Annotated in this window: 14 protein-coding genes and 1 pseudogene; 11 read left to right on the forward strand and 4 right to left on the reverse strand. The window is 71.3% G+C overall.

The window, feature by feature from the left end; genetic code table 11:
* Positions 1 to 12: 12 nt before the first annotated feature.
* The 4 genes and pseudogenes from ACFYQ6_RS27880 to ACFYQ6_RS27895 all read left to right on the forward strand — a co-directional run.
* Positions 13 to 1,227, forward strand: coding sequence for an allantoate amidohydrolase (locus ACFYQ6_RS27880; RefSeq protein WP_388765561.1), 1,215 nt, complete (start codon positions 13 to 15; stop codon positions 1,225 to 1,227).
* Complete coding sequence (locus tag ACFYQ6_RS27885) at positions 1,218 to 2,588, forward strand: formimidoylglutamate deiminase (RefSeq protein ID WP_388765497.1); 1,371 nt, start codon at positions 1,218 to 1,220, stop codon at positions 2,586 to 2,588. Before ACFYQ6_RS27880 ends, ACFYQ6_RS27885 begins: the two co-directional genes overlap by 10 nt.
* A 176-nt stretch (positions 2,589 to 2,764) precedes the next feature.
* Positions 2,765 to 3,952, forward strand: a complete 1,188-nt coding sequence (hutI, locus tag ACFYQ6_RS27890; protein WP_361575082.1) for an imidazolonepropionase — start codon at positions 2,765 to 2,767, stop codon at positions 3,950 to 3,952.
* A gap of 187 nt (positions 3,953 to 4,139) precedes the next feature.
* Positions 4,140 to 4,453, forward strand: a pseudogene (locus ACFYQ6_RS27895) (polysaccharide deacetylase family protein); the annotation flags it as partial.
* Positions 4,454 to 4,704: 251 nt separating this feature from the next.
* On the opposite strand, the gene ACFYQ6_RS27900 reads toward ACFYQ6_RS27895, so the two are convergent.
* The gene (locus ACFYQ6_RS27900; protein WP_388765499.1) at positions 4,705 to 5,694 is read right to left on the reverse strand and encodes an RNA polymerase sigma factor SigF; all 990 of its coding nucleotides are present in this window, start codon (positions 5,692 to 5,694) and stop codon (positions 4,705 to 4,707) included.
* A 290-nt stretch (positions 5,695 to 5,984) separates the two neighbouring features.
* On the opposite strand from ACFYQ6_RS27900, the gene ACFYQ6_RS27905 reads away from it, so the two are divergent.
* The gene (locus ACFYQ6_RS27905; RefSeq protein WP_361575055.1) at positions 5,985 to 6,353 is read left to right on the forward strand and encodes an STAS domain-containing protein; all 369 of its coding nucleotides are present in this window, start codon (positions 5,985 to 5,987) and stop codon (positions 6,351 to 6,353) included.
* 201 nt (positions 6,354 to 6,554) lie between these two features.
* Positions 6,555 to 7,046: an ATP-binding protein gene (locus ACFYQ6_RS27910; RefSeq protein WP_361575052.1), complete on the forward strand. Its 492-nt coding sequence runs from the start codon at positions 6,555 to 6,557 to the stop codon at positions 7,044 to 7,046.
* Positions 7,047 to 7,159: 113 nt separating this feature from the next.
* On the opposite strand, the gene ACFYQ6_RS27915 is transcribed toward ACFYQ6_RS27910, so the two are convergent.
* Positions 7,160 to 8,650, reverse strand: a complete 1,491-nt coding sequence (locus ACFYQ6_RS27915; protein WP_388765503.1) for an oligopeptide:H+ symporter — start codon at positions 8,648 to 8,650, stop codon at positions 7,160 to 7,162.
* Between the two features lie 489 nt (positions 8,651 to 9,139).
* Between ACFYQ6_RS27915 and ACFYQ6_RS27920 the strand changes: the two genes are divergently transcribed.
* The gene (locus ACFYQ6_RS27920; protein ID WP_388765505.1) at positions 9,140 to 9,817 is read left to right on the forward strand and encodes a response regulator transcription factor; all 678 of its coding nucleotides are present in this window, start codon (positions 9,140 to 9,142) and stop codon (positions 9,815 to 9,817) included.
* A 15-nt stretch (positions 9,818 to 9,832) separates the two neighbouring features.
* Complete coding sequence (locus tag ACFYQ6_RS27925; protein ID WP_361575045.1) at positions 9,833 to 11,098, forward strand: ATP-binding protein; 1,266 nt, start codon at positions 9,833 to 9,835, stop codon at positions 11,096 to 11,098.
* 63 nt (positions 11,099 to 11,161) lie between these two features.
* Here the strand turns inward: ACFYQ6_RS27925 and ACFYQ6_RS27930 are convergent, their stop codons facing one another.
* Positions 11,162 to 11,680 (reverse strand): GtrA family protein, encoded by a 519-nt coding sequence (locus ACFYQ6_RS27930; protein ID WP_361575042.1) that lies wholly within the window; start codon positions 11,678 to 11,680, stop codon positions 11,162 to 11,164.
* A 174-nt stretch (positions 11,681 to 11,854) separates the two neighbouring features.
* Here ACFYQ6_RS27930 and ACFYQ6_RS27935 point away from each other — a divergent pair, with 174 nt between their 5' ends.
* The 3 genes from ACFYQ6_RS27935 to ACFYQ6_RS27945 are packed head-to-tail and all read left to right on the forward strand — an operon-like array spanning position 11,855 to position 14,743.
* Positions 11,855 to 13,006 carry a 5-(carboxyamino)imidazole ribonucleotide synthase gene (locus ACFYQ6_RS27935; RefSeq protein ID WP_356742470.1) on the forward strand — a complete coding sequence of 384 codons (1,152 nt, stop codon included), beginning with the start codon at positions 11,855 to 11,857 and terminating at the stop codon, positions 13,004 to 13,006.
* Positions 13,003 to 13,539, forward strand: coding sequence for a 5-(carboxyamino)imidazole ribonucleotide mutase (gene purE, locus ACFYQ6_RS27940; RefSeq protein ID WP_356742473.1), 537 nt, complete (start codon positions 13,003 to 13,005; stop codon positions 13,537 to 13,539). Before ACFYQ6_RS27935 ends, purE begins: the two co-directional genes overlap by 4 nt.
* A 7-nt stretch (positions 13,540 to 13,546) precedes the next feature.
* Positions 13,547 to 14,743 (forward strand): dipeptidase, encoded by a 1,197-nt coding sequence (locus ACFYQ6_RS27945; RefSeq protein WP_388765508.1) that lies wholly within the window; start codon positions 13,547 to 13,549, stop codon positions 14,741 to 14,743.
* 70 nt (positions 14,744 to 14,813) lie between these two features.
* On the opposite strand, the gene ACFYQ6_RS27950 is transcribed toward ACFYQ6_RS27945, so the two are convergent.
* Entirely contained in the window at positions 14,814 to 15,176 is a 363-nt protein-coding gene (locus ACFYQ6_RS27950) for a VOC family protein (RefSeq protein ID WP_388765510.1), read from the reverse strand.
* Positions 15,177 to 15,376 lie beyond the last annotated feature (200 nt).

Genomic DNA, 15,376 nt, shown 5'->3' on the forward strand with positions numbered 1-15,376 from the left:
ACCTTCCACGCCATGTGGCGCTCGCTGCTGCCCATCGGCCGCAACGACGCCTCCGGCGGCTACCGTCGCCACGCCTGGACCGGGGCGGACGCGGAGTGCCGCCTGTGGTTCCGGGCGCAGGCCGAGGCGCGCGGCCTCGTCCACGAGACCGACCGCAACGGCAACCAGTGGGCCTGGCTCGGCGATCCGCTCGCGGGGGACGCCGTGGTCACCGGCTCCCACCTCGACTCCGTACCCGACGGCGGCGCCTTCGACGGCCCTCTGGGCGTGGTGAGCTCCTTCGCGGCGCTCGACGAACTCCGCCGCAGGGGAGCGGAGTTCACCAGACCACTCGCCATCACCAACTTCGTCGACGAGGAGGGGGCCCGCTTCGGGCTCGCCTGCGTCGGGTCCCGGCTTGCCGCCGGGCAGCTGACCGTCCAGGACGCGCACCGGCTCCGGGACGGGGACGGCGTCTCGTTGCCGCAGGCCATGGAGGCCGCAGGACACGACCCCGACGCCATCGGGCCCGACCCCGGTCGCCTCGCCCGCATCGGCGCGTTCGTCGAGCTGCATGTGGAGCAGGGGCGCGCCCTCGACCTGAGTGGGGACCCGGTGGGCGTCGCCTCCGCCATCTGGCCGCACGGCCGCTGGCGCTTCGACTTCCGCGGCGAGGCCAACCACGCGGGCACCACCGGGCTCGCCGACCGGCGCGACCCGATGCTCACGTACGCCGAGACCGTGCTCGCGGCCCGGCGCGAGGCGGAGCTCGCCGGCGGCCTGGCCACCTTCGGCAAGGTCGCCGTGGAGCCGAACGGGGTCAACGCGATCCCCTCCCTCGTGCGGGGCTGGCTCGACTCGCGGGCCGCGGACCAGGCGACCCTGGACACCGTCGTCGCCGGTGTCGAGCGGGCCGCGCGGGAGCACGCCGAGCGGGCCGGGATCGATCTCGCCGTCGTACGGGAGTCGTTCACGCCGGTCGTGGAGTTCCAGCACGCGCTGCGTGACGAGATGCGCCGGCTGCTGGGACGGCACGGTCCCGGTCCCTCGGGCCGCGCCGTGCCCGTGCTCGGCACCGGGGCGGGACACGACGCGGGTATTTTGTCCGCTTCCGTGCCGACCGCCATGCTGTTCGTACGGAACCCCACCGGGATCTCGCACTCGCCCGCCGAGCACGCCGCGGAGGACGACTGCGTGGCCGGGGTGAGGGCACTCGCCGACGTACTGGAAGGTCTCGCGTGCAGCTGACAACGCAACCGACGGGCACACGGGTCACCGCGACGTACTGGATGTCGCACGCCTGGCTCGGCACCCACGTCGAGCCGGGGGTCCTCCTGGACGTGGCCGGCGGGCGCATCGCCGGTGTCCGCACGGGCATCGACACGCCGCCGCCCGGTGCCACCACGCTGCGCGGCCTCACCGTCCCGGGGCTGGCCAACACGCATTCGCACGCCTTCCACCGCGCCTTGCGGTCCACCGTGCAGGTGGGATCCGGCACCTTCTGGACGTGGCGCGAGACGATGTACCGCACGGCCGCCCGGCTCACCCCCGACAGCTACTACGAGCTGGCCCGCGCCACGTACGCCGAGATGGCGCTCGCGGGCATCACCGCGGTGGGCGAGTTCCACTACCTGCACCACGCGCCCGGCGGTACGCCCTACGACAACCCGAACGCCATGGGCGAGGCGCTCATCGCGGCTGCCTCCGAGGCGGGCATCCGCATCACCCTGCTCGACACCGCCTATCTCGCGGCCGGTTTCGGCGAGAAGCCCAGCCGCCACCAGCTCCGCTTCTCCGACACCACCGCCGACGCCTGGGCGGAGCGCGCCGGTCTCCTCAAGGGGGACGGCGACATGGTGCGCATCGGGGCCGCGGTCCATTCCGTACGGGCCGTCCCGGCCGGGCAGTTGTCCACCGTCGCGGAGTGGGCGCGCGAGCGCGCCGCCCCGCTGCACGTCCACCTCTCCGAGCAGACGGCGGAGAACGACGCCTGCCTCGCCGCCCACGGCCGCACCCCCGCCCGGCTCCTCGCCGACCACGGGGTCCTCGGACCCCACACCACCGGAATCCACAACACCCACCTGGGCGCCGAGGACATCGAGCTGCTGGGCAGCTCCCGGACGGGCACCTGCATGTGCCCCACCACCGAACGCGACCTCGCCGACGGGATCGGACCCGCCACCGCACTGCAGACCGCGGGCTCGCCGCTCTCGCTGGGCAGCGACAGCCACGCCGTCATCGACCTCTTCGAGGAGGCCCGGGCGATGGAGCTCAACGAACGCCTGCGCACCCATGTACGCGGTCACTGGACGGCGGCCGCACTCCTCAGGGCCGCCTCCGCCGACGGGCACGCCGCACTCGGCCGGCCGGACGCGGGCGTGCTGGAACCGGGCGCGCCGGCCGATCTCACGACCGTCGCGCTCGACTCCGTCAGGACGGCCGGGCCGGTGCCCAGGCTGGCCGCGGAAGCGGCCGTATTCGCCGCCTCCGCCGCGGATGTGCGGCACACGGTGGTCGCGGGACGGCACATCGTCCGGGACGGCCGGCACACACGGATCGACGACGTGCCCGGAGCGCTGGCCTCCGCAGTCTCCGCCCTGCACGGCTGACCCCCCGGCGGACACCCCGGACCGGGTCCCCCGCCCCCGCAGGGGCCCCGCCCCCCGCCGGCGCCCCACCTCGCGCAGGGGTCCCGTCCTCCGCCGGAGCCCCCGCCGCTGCCGAAACAACGCCCCCGCGCCCGGCAGTCCTGCCGGGCGGCGACCCCGACGAAAGCCGCACGCTGATGACGACCCCGACGGCCCCGACGACCGCCATCACCCACATCGCGAACCTGGTCACCAACAACCCCTCCCTCGGCGACGGGACCCCCCTGGGTCTGATCCGGGACGCGGCCGTCGTCATCGAGGGCGACCGCGTCGTGTGGACCGGTGAGTCAAGCAAAGCACCCGCCACCGACAACGCCTTCGACGCGGGCGGCCGGGCCGTGATCCCGGGCTTCGTGGACTCCCATTCCCACCTGGTGTTCGCGGGCGACCGCACCGCCGAGTTCAACGCCCGCATGTCAGGCCGCCCCTACTCCGCGGGAGGCATCCGCACGACCGTCTCCGCCACCCGCGCCGCCTCCGACGAGGAACTGTCGGCCAACGTCGCGCGCTACCTCGCCGAGGCGCTCCAGCAGGGCACCACCACCCTGGAGACCAAGTCCGGCTACGGGCTCACCGTCGAGGACGAGGTGCGGTCCCTGCGCGTCGCCGCCCGCCACACCGACGAGGTCACCTTCCTGGGTGCCCACATCGTGTCCCCCGACCACGAAGACGACCCCGCCGCCTACGTGGACCTGGTCACCGGCCCGATGCTCGCCGCCTGCGCCCCTCACGCCCGCTGGATCGACGTCTTCTGCGAGCGGGGCGCTTTCGACGAGGACCAGGCGCGCACGATCCTCACCGCGGGTCTCGCGGCCGGTCTGCACCCCCGGGTCCACGCCAACCAGCTCGGTCACGGTCCCGGCGTCCGCCTCGCCGTCGAGCTCGGCGCGGCCTCCGCCGACCACTGCACCTACCTCGACGACGCCGACCTCGAAGCGCTCGGCCAGGGGTACACGGTCGCCACCCTGCTGCCCGGCGCCGAGTTCTCCACCCGTGCGCAGTGGCCCGACGCCCGGCGGATCCTCGGGGCGGGCGCGACCGTCGCCCTGTCCACCGACTGCAACCCGGGCTCCTCCTTCACCTCCTCCATGCCGTTCTGCATCGCCCTCGCCGTACGGGACATGGGCATGACCCCCGACGAGGCGGTCTGGTCCGCCACCGCCGGAGGCGCGGCGGCGCTGCGGCGCACCGACATCGGCCGTATCACCCCCGGAGCCCGTGCGGACCTCGTGCTCCTCGACGCCCCCAGCCACGTCCATCTCGCCTACAGGCCGGGAGTCCCGCTGGTCAGGGCCGTGTGGCGGGGCGGACAGCGGGTCGTGTGACGTCGACGCGCGGGCGGTCCGGTTTTCACCACGCCCTGAAGACCGGCGGGCTCACGGTGTACGCGGGCGCCTCGGTCGGGCCCGGCGCGGGGGGCGGCCCTCCAGTGGTCTTCAGCGGACGACGTCATCGCCGATCCGCACCGGCTCAGCGCCCTCACCCTGCCGTCGGTGAGGATCCCGGGCCGGCGTGTGTCACCGGCCTGATCCTGACCCGCCCCGCTGGACAGCCGAATGCACGGTCACACCGGGCAGTTCGCCGACCAGCTCGACGCGATCGCCGCCGACGGGCGTACCCCGGTGATGCTCGGCGCTCTCGCCGCTCATCTCGTCGGACGTGAGCCGCTGCCGGAGCGGCCCGTCGTCCTCAGCTTCGACGACGGTTTCGCGGATCTTGCGGGGCCGACGGACGAGGCGCTCGCGGACCGGTCCAGGCCCGCCACCGCGTATCTGACCACCGGCGACCTCAAGGGGGGCGCCGGCAGCCTGCTGCCGCCCGCGCCGAGGGCGGGCACGGCCCCCGTGGTGGCCCGCGCTGTACTGCGGCGCACCACCAATGGCCATCCAGGGCGTGCCCGCCGTCCTGTACGACTCGGAGCGCTACCCCTGGGCCTCTGAATATACGACGCCGTGATCGACCACCTGCTGGCCGAAGGCGAACCGCGCGTGCCACTTCGTCAACAATGCGGAAGGACCCGCCCGTCAGCCGGGGCAGGTCCTTCCGCAGGGGCGTTCCGGGGTGCCGGAACGGGGGCTCACTCCTCGACGGTCAGCCCCTTCCGGAGCTTGACCAGGGTCCGGGAGAGCAGCCGGGACACGTGCATCTGCGAGATGCCGAGCTCTTCACCGATCTCCGACTGCGTCAGGTTGGAGACGAAGCGCAGGGAGAGGATCGTACGGTCGCGCAGGGGCAGCGCGGCGATGAGCGGCTTCAGGGACTCGATGTACTCGATGCCCTCGATGCCGTGGTCCTCGTAACCGATGCGGTCGGCGAGGGCCCCGTCGGTGCCGTCCTCGTGGTCGTCGTGCTTGGCGTCCAGCGAACTCGCGGTGTACGCGTTGCTCGCGGCCATGCCCTCGACGACCTCGTCCCTGGTGAGTCCGAGGCGCTCGGCGAGCTCGGCGACCGTGGGTGCGCGGTCCAGCTTCTGGGCCAGCTCGTCGCCCGCCTTGGCGAGGTCGAGCCGGAGCTCCTGGAGCCGGCGCGGCACACGCACGGACCAGCTGGTGTCACGGAAGAAGCGCTTGATCTCGCCGATGATGGTGGGCATCGCGAAGGTGGGGAACTCCACCCCGCGGCTGAGCTCGAAGCGGTCGATCGCCTTGATCAGGCCGATGGTGCCGACCTGGACGATGTCCTCCATGGGCTCGCTGCGCGAGCGGAACCGGCCGGCGGCGAACTTCACCAGGGCCAGGTTGAGTTCCACGAGGGTGTTGCGGACGTAGGCGTACTCGTGGGTGCCCTCCTCGAGGGCCTCCAGCCGCGCGAAGAGGGTCTTCGAGAGGGCCCTCGCGTCCAGCGCGCCGACTTCGGCGTAGTGGGGGATCTCGGGGAGACCTTCGAGCCCTTCGAACTCCTCGGCCGAGAACGCGTCGTCGAGGGCCGGAGCGGTGGTGCGGGTGGTGCGGGTGCTGGTGCGCTGGCCGGGAACGGCGCTCGCCACAGCGGAGTCGGAATCGGTCGGTCCCTGAGGACATGCCGACGTCGCGATGGGGGTACGCGATACGTCGAGCCGGGGTGACATGGTTCTCCTCCATCGTTCTCGGCATATGGCTGCCGATGCCCATACGTGTTCCTGCGGTGAAGCGGCGCCTCCGAAGCCGATCGAGTCCTGTGGTGATGTCCCTCTACCCTTACCCGGTTCCGACCGGGAGTTACAAGTGCCAAATACGCCTATATGTCCGGTTTGTTGAGTTCTTCGACTACCGTGTGGCGAGGGAAACGCGTAATGTTTCAGGCACGTCGAGGGCATCCACGATGGCAACCGCGGGCATACGGTCCCGCGGACGGTGAGGGACGGCGAAGAGGGGCGGCATGGACCGCGGGACGGTCGGCAGTGCGAACCGGGGTCGGCTACAGGTCGATGTCCGGACAGAGGGCGGCAGCGAGGTCGTGACGCCGGTGGGTGAACTCGATCACCACACCGCCGATCTGCTGCGCGAGCCGCTGGAGAGCGCGCTCGACCAAGGACGTACACGTCTGGTGGTCGACTGCTCACGCCTCGAGTTCTGTGACTCCACCGGGCTCAACGTGCTGCTCGGCGCGCGCCTGAAGGCGGAGGCAGCCGGGGGAGGGGTTCACTTGGCCGGAATGCAGCCTGTGGTGGCTCGCGTCTTCGAGATCACGGGGGCGGAGGCGGTCTTCACCGTCCACGCCTCGCTCGAAGAGGCTCTCAGCAGCTGAGGGCGGCGCTCTCCATGCGTCTTCCCCGTCTCGGACACCTCCCCTTTCGCGCCTGTCACGCTCATGGCGTAGGCGAAGTGGGTGTTGTCACCATTCAGCCGGGCAGGAGAGACCCGTCGGGGTCATGGAGCCCGCACACTCTGTATCTGATCAGTATCTGTTCGATGGCAACACACGGTGAATCGGTGAGGTGAAGCGCTGATGAGCACCACCCGGCAACATCCGCCGGGCGGCCTCGGCCGCGAGCCGGAAGGCACGGGCACCGCCTCTGTCGCGCCCGCTGACCGGCAATGGCGCACGCTCTCGCTGAGAGAGGCCACGGGCATCGTGCCCATGGCCCGTGACTTCGCCCGGCAGGCGCTCCACGAGTGGGGCTGGCTGCCCGCCTCCGGAGCCGACCGCAGGGCCGCCGCCGAAGACGTCCTCCTGGTGGTCTCCGAGCTCGTCACGAACGCCTGCCTGCACGCGGACGGCCCCGAGGAGATGCGGATCGCCTTCTCCTCGAAGGTGCTCCGGGTCGAGGTCGTCGACCGGGGCGCCGGCCAGCCCACGCCTCGCACCCCGCACCGCGCGGGGCGGCCCGGGGGGCACGGCATGTTCATCGTGCAGCGGCTCTGCCTGGACTGGGGCGTGACGCGCACGCCCGAGCAGCCCGGCAAGACCGTCTGGGCGGAGCTCGCGGCACCCGCGTAGCTCCCGGTCACCTCGTTCCGCGTACGCCACGACGACGCGTACGCCACGACGACTCAGGGCCCCGCACCGATCCGATCGGTGCGGGGCCCTGAGTCGTGCGGGCGGGGTCCGTGTCAGCGGACGTCGCCCATGAGCTCCTTGACCTTGCCGCGGTACGAGAAGATCGCGACACCGGCGACGACCGCGAGGGCCGCCTGGAGGGCCACCACCCCGGTGCCGTTCAGCTCGACACCGGCGAGCGACAGCAGACCCGTGGTGCAGTCACCGGCGGTCACGGCCAGGAACCAGACACCCATCATCTGGCTGGCGTACTTGGCCGGGGCCATCTTCGTGGTGACCGAGAGGCCGACCGGGGACAGCGTCAGCTCACCGACGGTCTGCACGAAGTAGATCGCGACCAGCCACATCGCGGCGGCCTTGTGGCCGTCGCCGGCGATCGTCAGCGGCGCCAGGAAGAGGAAGAACGACGCGCCGACCAGCACCAGACCGGAGCTGAACTTCACGACCGTGCTCGGCTCCTTGCCCCGCCGGTTCAGCGCCATCCAGAAGGCGGCGAAGACCGGGGCCAGCGCCATGATCAGGACCGGGTTGACCGACTGGTACCAGGAGACCGGGAAGTCCCAGCCGAGCACCGAGTTCTCCGCGGAGGAGTCGGCGAAGATCGCCAGGGTCGAACCGCCCTGGTCGTAGATCATCCAGAAGATGGCGGCGGCGACGAAGAACCAGATGTAGCCGGACATCTTCTTCTGCTCGGTCTGGCTGAGCTCCTTGTCGCGCTTGATGCGCACCAGGACCATGACCGGGATGACCAGGCCGGCGATCGTGATCGGGACCAGCAGCCAGTTCAGCGTGTAGACGCCGGTGACGACGGTGCCGATGTAGAAGACGGCCGCGATGCCCAGCCAGATCATCGACTTGCGCAGCGTGGACGCGCGCTCGTCGGCGGAGAGCGGCTTCGGTACGACGAGGCTGCGCTCGTTCAGGTGGCGGGTGCCGAGCAGGAACTGGGCGACACCGAGTCCCATGCCGAGCGCGGCCAGGGCGAAGCCCAGGTGCCAGTTCACGTTCTCACCGACGGTGCCGATGATCAGCGGGGCGGCGAAGGCACCCATGTTGATGCCCATGTAGAAGATCGTGAAGCCACCGTCACGGCGCGGGTCGTCCGGACCGTCGTAGAGGTGACCGACCATCGTGGAGATGTTCGACTTCAGCAGGCCCGAACCGATGGCGACCAGGCCGAGCCCGGCGAAGAAGGTGCCCTCGGACGGCAGTGCCAGCGTCAGGTGGCCGAGCATGATGACGCCGCCCGCGATGGCGACGGTCTTGCGGGGGCCCCAGACACGGTCGCCGAACCAGCCGCCGGGCATGGCGAGCAGGTACACCAGCGACAGGTAGACGGAGTAGATCGCCGTGGCCGTGGCGGGGTTCATGTGAAGCCCGTTGGGAGCGATCAGGTAGAGCGGGAGAAGGGCGCGCATGCCGTAGTAGCTGAAGCGCTCCCACATCTCCGTCATGAAGAGTGTGGCCAGGCCGCGGGGGTGGCCGAAGAAGGTCTTCTCGGTGCCGGTGGAACTGGCCGAGTCCTTCGTCAGGCTGGACGCCATGGTCGATCCTTGCTGGTCGGGACGCGTCGCCTCGTGAGCGTGCGCGCCCGGTGGGGGGTAGCCGGCACCGGTGCGGAGGCGCCCCACCCCCGACGCCTCGAGGAGTTTCGATCCGGCCACGACTCCGTACGGAGTCTCGGGGGCGGAATCGCGGGACCGACCGCTCCGGGATCCACGCCCGGTGCGCGTCCTCGCGCTCCGGGCCCGGCCCACAGGTCATTCACTGATCGGGGCCGGTGGAAAACCGGCCCGTACACAAAAGCGACCCTTGGCGCGAAACGCTGCCCAAAGGTCCTTCGGTGGTGCAACAGGCGTCGAGCAACCATACGACATGACACGCACCGATATGGAAGGACTTGAGAGATGGATCACAGGTTCCGATGGAACCAAGGTCGCACATTCAAAGGCGGATGACCGATTCGTGGCCCTGAGCCGCAGGGCCTGTCGAGGGCCTCACTCCGGCGGCCCCGCGCGGACTACCATCACTGCATGACCCGTGTACTGCTCGCCGAGGACGACGCATCCATCTCGGAGCCCCTGGCCCGCGCCCTGCGTCGGGAGGGTTACGAGGTCGAGGTCCGCGAGGACGGTCCGACCGCCCTCGACGCCGGACTCCAGGGCGGCATCGACCTCGTCGTGCTGGACCTGGGGCTCCCCGGGATGGACGGCCTGGAGGTCGCCAGGCGGCTGCGGGCGGACGGCCACGCCGTGCCGATCCTGGTGCTGACCGCCCGGGCCGACGAGGTCGACACTGTCGTCGGCCTGGACGCGGGGGCCGACGACTACGTCACCAAGCCCTTCCGTCTCGCCGAACTGCTCGCCCGGGTCCGCGCCCTGCTGCGCCGCGGCGCCACGGAGCCCGTCCCGCAGCCCGCCACCCACGGCGTCAGGATCGACGTCGAGTCCCACCGTGCTTGGATGGGCGACGAGGAACTCCAGCTCACCGCCAAGGAGTTCGACCTCCTGCGCGTCCTCGTCCGGGACGCCGGCCGGGTCGTCACCCGCGACCAGCTGATGCGGGAGGTCTGGGACACCACCTGGTGGTCCTCCACCAAGACGCTGGACATGCACATCTCCTGGCTCCGCAAGAAGCTCGGCGACGACGCGGCCAATCCGCGTTACATCGCCACCGTCCGGGGCGTCGGCTTCCGGTTCGAGAAGAGCTGACGTACAGAGACAGTCATGCGCCGCCGACTGATCAATTCCACGCTCGCCGTGGTGCTCGTGGTGATCGCCGTCTTCGGCGTCTCCCTCGTCATCGTCGAGACCCGCACCATCAGCAACAGCGCCCAGGAGAGCGTCGACTCCGAGGCGTTCCGGCTGATCAGCGTCGTCGAGAGCCGGCTGCTCGGGGCCGAACGGATCACTCCGCAGGTCCTGGCCGAACAGGTCGACCCCAGCCGCTACGCCCGCGTCGAGATCCCCGGGCGGGCGCCCATCGAGGTCGGCGACCGCCCCACGGACAGCGTCATCCGCAGCACCGAGACGGGCGAGCAGGGCGAGAAGGTCACCGTCGAGGAGTCCCGCTCCGCGGTGACCCGTGAGGTCGGCAGGACCCTGCTGATCATCGGAGCCGTGGCGCTGCTCGCCATCGTCTCCGCCGTCCTCCTCGCCGTGCGCCAGGCCAACCGGCTGACCTCCCCGCTCACCGACCTCGCCGAGACGGCCGAGCGCCTCGGATCGGGCGACCCCCGCCCCCGGCACAAGCGGTACGGGGTGGCCGAGCTGGACCGCGTAGCCGACGTCCTGGACTCCTCCGCCGAGCGCATCGCCCGGATGCTGACCGCGGAACGGCGTCTCGCCGCGGACGCCTCGCACCAGCTCCGTACGCCGCTCACCGCGCTCTCCATGCGCATCGAGGAGATCTCCGTCACCGACGACCCGGACACGGTGAAGGAAGAGGCGAACATCGCGCTCACCCAGGTCGAGCGCCTCACGGACGTCGTGCAGCGGCTGCTGACGAACTCCCGTGACCCGCGCACCGGGTCCGCCGTCGTCTTCGACCTCGACGAGGTCGTCAAGCAGCAGATCGAGGAGTGGCGTCCCGCCTACCGCAGCGCCGGCCGCGCCGTCGTCTGCTCGGGCAAGCACGGGCTGGAGGCCGTCGGCACCCCGGGCGCCGTCGCCCAGGTACTCGCCGCGCTGATCGAGAACTCGCTGATGCACGGAGGCGGCACGGTGGCGCTGCGCACCCGCGTGACCGGCAACCAGGTCGTCGTCGAGGTCACGGACGAGGGTCCCGGTGTTCCCGCCGACCTGGGGGCGCGGATCTTCGAGCGGACCATCAGCGGCCGCAACTCCACCGGCATCGGCCTCGCCGTGGCCCGGGACCTCGCCGAGGCCGACGGGGGCCGGCTCGAACTGCTCCAGCAGCAGCCCCCGGTCTTCGCCCTCTTCCTCAGCCGGGTCGCACCGAGCCGCAAGGACTCCGCCCGCCCGGTGCGCTGACCCGCCGTACGCCCGGCGGGCGCGGGATCAGCGGGGCACAGGGGCCGCCCGGCGGGGGCGGGATCAGCGGGGCACAGGGCCCGGAGTCACCTCTTCGGCCGGCCGCCGCTGCTCCAGAAATCGTTCCGCGTCGAGCACGGCCTCCTTGGCGGGGAGGGCCCGGAACACCCAGGTGCGGTAGGACCAGAAGCGGAACAGGGTGGCGATCCCGATGCCGAGGATCTTGAAGACGTTGCTCTGGACCGGGCTGTTCCATCCGAAGCCGTACGTCGCCAGATAGAGGACGCCCGTCTCGATCACCGCTCCGACGGCGCTGAACAGCAGGAACAGCATCAGCTCCCGGGTCCGGCCGCTCTTGTCGCGGTCGCGGTAGGTCCAGTAACGGAACCCGACGTAGTTGAAGAGGATGGCGACGACGGTCCCCATCAGCCCGGCCCGCACCACCGGGATGTCCGTGGTCCGCCAGATCAGGTTGGACACGACGATGTTGACGACCAGCCCGAGTGCGCCGACCGCGCCGAACTTGGCGACCTCCCGGGCCAGCAGATCAAGCCGGGTCCGCAGTGCGCCCCGTTCGCTCATGGTGATCGCTCAGCCCCGTCCGGTCGGTTTCGTCAACCCGGCCATGCTAACCAGCCCTCCCGTGTGATGCCTGTGAGCCGCCGGGCCCGTACGACCGGGGCGCCTGTGCCCCGGGGCGGGCGGCCTCCACGGAGAGGGTGAGGGGAGTTCCCGGCCGCCCGATACCCTGGAGTGGTGACGTTCCCTGTAGTCGGCATGGTCGGTGGCGGTCAGCTCGCCCGTATGACCCATGAGGCGGGTATCCCCCTCGGCCTGAAATTCAAGCTCCTCAGTGACACTCCCCAGGATTCGGCCGCCCAGGTGGTCGGTGAGGTCGTCGTCGGCGACTACCGCGACCTGGAGACGCTACGGGCCTTCGCCCGCGGCTGCGACGTGATCACCTTCGACCACGAGCACGTGCCCACCGAGCACCTGCGGGCTCTGGAGGCCGACGGCATTCCCGTACGCCCCGGCCCCGACGCTCTCGTGCACGCCCAGGACAAGGGGGTGATGCGCGCCAAGCTCACGGAGATCGGCGCGCCCTGCCCCCGCCACCGCATCGTCGCGGACCCGGCGGACGCCGCAGCCTTCGCCGAGGAGGTGGGCGGCTTCCCCGTCATCCTCAAGACGGTCCGCGGCGGGTACGACGGCAAGGGCGTGTGGGTGGTCCGCTCCGAGGCGGACGCCGCCGAGCCCTTCCGGGCCGGTGTCGCCGTCCTCGCCGAGGAGAAGGTCGACTTCACGCGGGAGCTGGCGGCCAACATCGTCCGTTCGCCGCACGGCCAGGCCGTCGCCTACCCGGTCGTCGAGTCCATCCAGGTCGGCGGGGTCTGCGACACCGTCATCGCCCCGGCACCGGACCTGGACGAACGCCTCGCCGGCGAGGCCCAGCAGCTCGCCCTGCGGATAGCCGACGAGCTGGGCGTGGTGGGACACCTCGCGGTCGAGCTCTTCGAGACGCGGGGACCCGACGGGAAGCCCGGCATCCTCGTCAACGAGCTCGCGATGCGCCCCCACAACTCCGGGCACTGGACCCAGGACGGCGCCGTCACCTCCCAGTTCGCCAACCACGTGCGGGCCGTCCTGGACCTCCCGCTCGGCGATCCGCGTCCCCGCGCGCCGTGGACGGTCATGTGCAACGTCCTCGGCGGTGACTACCCGGACATGTACCAGGCGTACCTGCACTGCATGGCCCGCGACCCGCAGCTCAAGATCCACATGTACGGCAAGGACGTGAAGCCCGGCCGAAAGGTCGGCCACGTCAACACCTACGGCGACGATCTGGCGGACGTGCGGGAGCGCGCCCGGCACGCGGCCGACTACCTGCGAGGAACGATCACCGAATGACCGCACAAGGCTCCGCCCCCGTCGTCGGCATCGTGATGGGCTCGGACTCCGACTGGCCCGTGATGGAAGCGGCGGCCAAGGCCCTCGACGAGTTCGAGATCCCCTACGAGGTCGACGTCGTCTCCGCGCACCGCATGCCGCGCGAGATGATCGCGTACGGCGAGCGGGCCGCGGACCGCGGCCTCAAGGCCGTCATCGCGGGCGCGGGGGGAGCCGCGCACCTCCCGGGGATGCTGGCCTCGGTCACCCCGCTGCCGGTGATCGGCGTACCGGTACCGCTGAAGTACCTCGACGGCATGGACAGCCTGCTGTCCATCGTCCAGATGCCGGCCGGGGTCCCGGTCGCCACCGTCTCGGTCGGCGGGGCCCGTAACGCGGGGCTGCTCGCCGCGCGCATCCTCGCCGTCCACGACAGTGCGCTGCTGGAGCGGATGAAGGAGTTCCAGCAGGAGCTCAACGACCAGGCGACGGAGAAGGGCAAGCGGCTGCGCGCCAAGACCCAGGGCGCGGACTCCTTCGGCTTCGGGAAGTAGGCCACCGGTGAGCGACAACCTGGACCGCGCTCGGCTGCTCCTCGCCGGCCACCCCGTCGTCGACGGTCACAACGACCTCCCCTGGGCCCTGCGCGAGCAGGTCGGCTACGACCTGGACGCACGCGACATCGCCCGGGACCAGACCGGTTCCCTGCACACCGACATCCCGCGGCTGCGGGCCGGCGGTGTGGGAGCGCAGTTCTGGTCCGTCTACGTCGCGCCGCATCTGGCCGGCGACGACGCGGTGAGCGCCACGCTGGAGCAGATCGACGTGGTCGCCGAGATGCTGGAGCGCTATCCGGACGACCTGCGGCGCGCGCTGACGGCGGACGACATGGAGAAGGCCCGCGCCGAGGGCCGTATCGCCTCCCTGATGGGGGCCGAGGGCGGTCACTCCATCAACAACTCGCTGGGCACCCTGCGGGCCCTGCACACCCTCGGCGTCCGCTACATGACGCTCACCCACAACGACAACACCGACTGGGCGGACTCGGCGACCGACTCCCCGCGCGTCGGAGGGCTGTCGGAGTTCGGCCGCGAGGTCGTACGCGAGATGAACCGCATCGGCATGCTGGTCGACCTCTCCCACGTGGCGGCCACCACCATGCGCGACGCGCTCGCCACCTCCGTGGCGCCGGTGATCTTCTCGCACTCCTCCGCACGGGCTGTCTGCGACCACCCGCGCAACATCCCCGACGACGTGCTGCGGATGCTCGCGGCCAACGGGGGTGTCGCCATGGCGACGTTCGTACCCAAGTTCGTCCTGCCCGCCGCCGTCGAGTGGACGCTCGCCGCCGACCGCAACATGCGGGAGCACGGGCTGCACCACCTGGACACCACGCCGGCCGCCATGCGGATCCACGCGGACTTCGAGGCGCTCAACCCGCGCCCGATGGCCACCGTGGCGACGATCGCCGACCATCTCGACCACATGCGCGAGATCGCGGGGGTCGATCACATCGGCATCGGCGGTGACTACGACGGCACGGCGTTCCTCCCGCTGGAGCTGGAGGACGTCTCGGGCTACCCGTATCTGATCGCCGAGCTGCTGAAGCGCGGCTGGTCGGAGACCGACGTGGCCAAGCTGACGTGGCAGAACGCGGTCCGGGTCCTGCGTGAGGCGGAAGCGGTGGCCCGCGACCTGAGTGTGCGCGTCGGCCCGTCGCACGCGACGATCGAGGAGCTGGACGGCCCGGCGCGCTGAGCCCTGCGCGACGCGACGGCGGGCCGGCAGGGGCTGACACAGCCCCTGCCGGCCCGCCGTCGTCCGGTTCCTAGCAGGCGCAGAGACAGAACGGGTGCCCTGCCGGGTCGGCGTACACGCGCCACGAGCGGGCGGGGGGACCCGCATCGAGGAGCATCGCCCCCAGCTTCAGCACCTCCCGCTCCGCCGCGTCCAGGTCCTCCACCGTCAGATCCAGATGGAACTGCTGCGAGCCCTCGGCCTGCGGCCACTGCGGCGCGACGTGACCGGGCGCGGCCTGGAAGGCCAGCCTCGCCCCGCCCTCGGTCCGCAGGTCGACCCACCGCTCGCTGTCGTGCTCGGGCTCCCCGCCGAGCACCTGGGCGTAGAAAGCGGCCAGGGCGGTGGGGTCGGGGCAGTCCAGGACCACGGTGCCCAGTGCGGCGACGGTCATGGCGTCTCCTCCTCCGGTCGGAACAGTGAGAGGGCGCGGCACACCACCGTCACCCCCACGGTCACCCGTTGGCGCACTCGGCCGGTAACCGTCACCGCATGCTCCCGCATGACCGGCAACTGTGCGGGGCCCGCGCCGAGATCCGTGCCTGCCGTGCCCGACGGGACGCCGAGCAGGGCTGAGGTGGTGCCGGATCCCGG

Source organism: Streptomyces sp. NPDC005494, assembly GCF_042872025.1.
Taxonomy (GTDB): domain Bacteria; phylum Actinomycetota; class Actinomycetes; order Streptomycetales; family Streptomycetaceae; genus Streptomyces.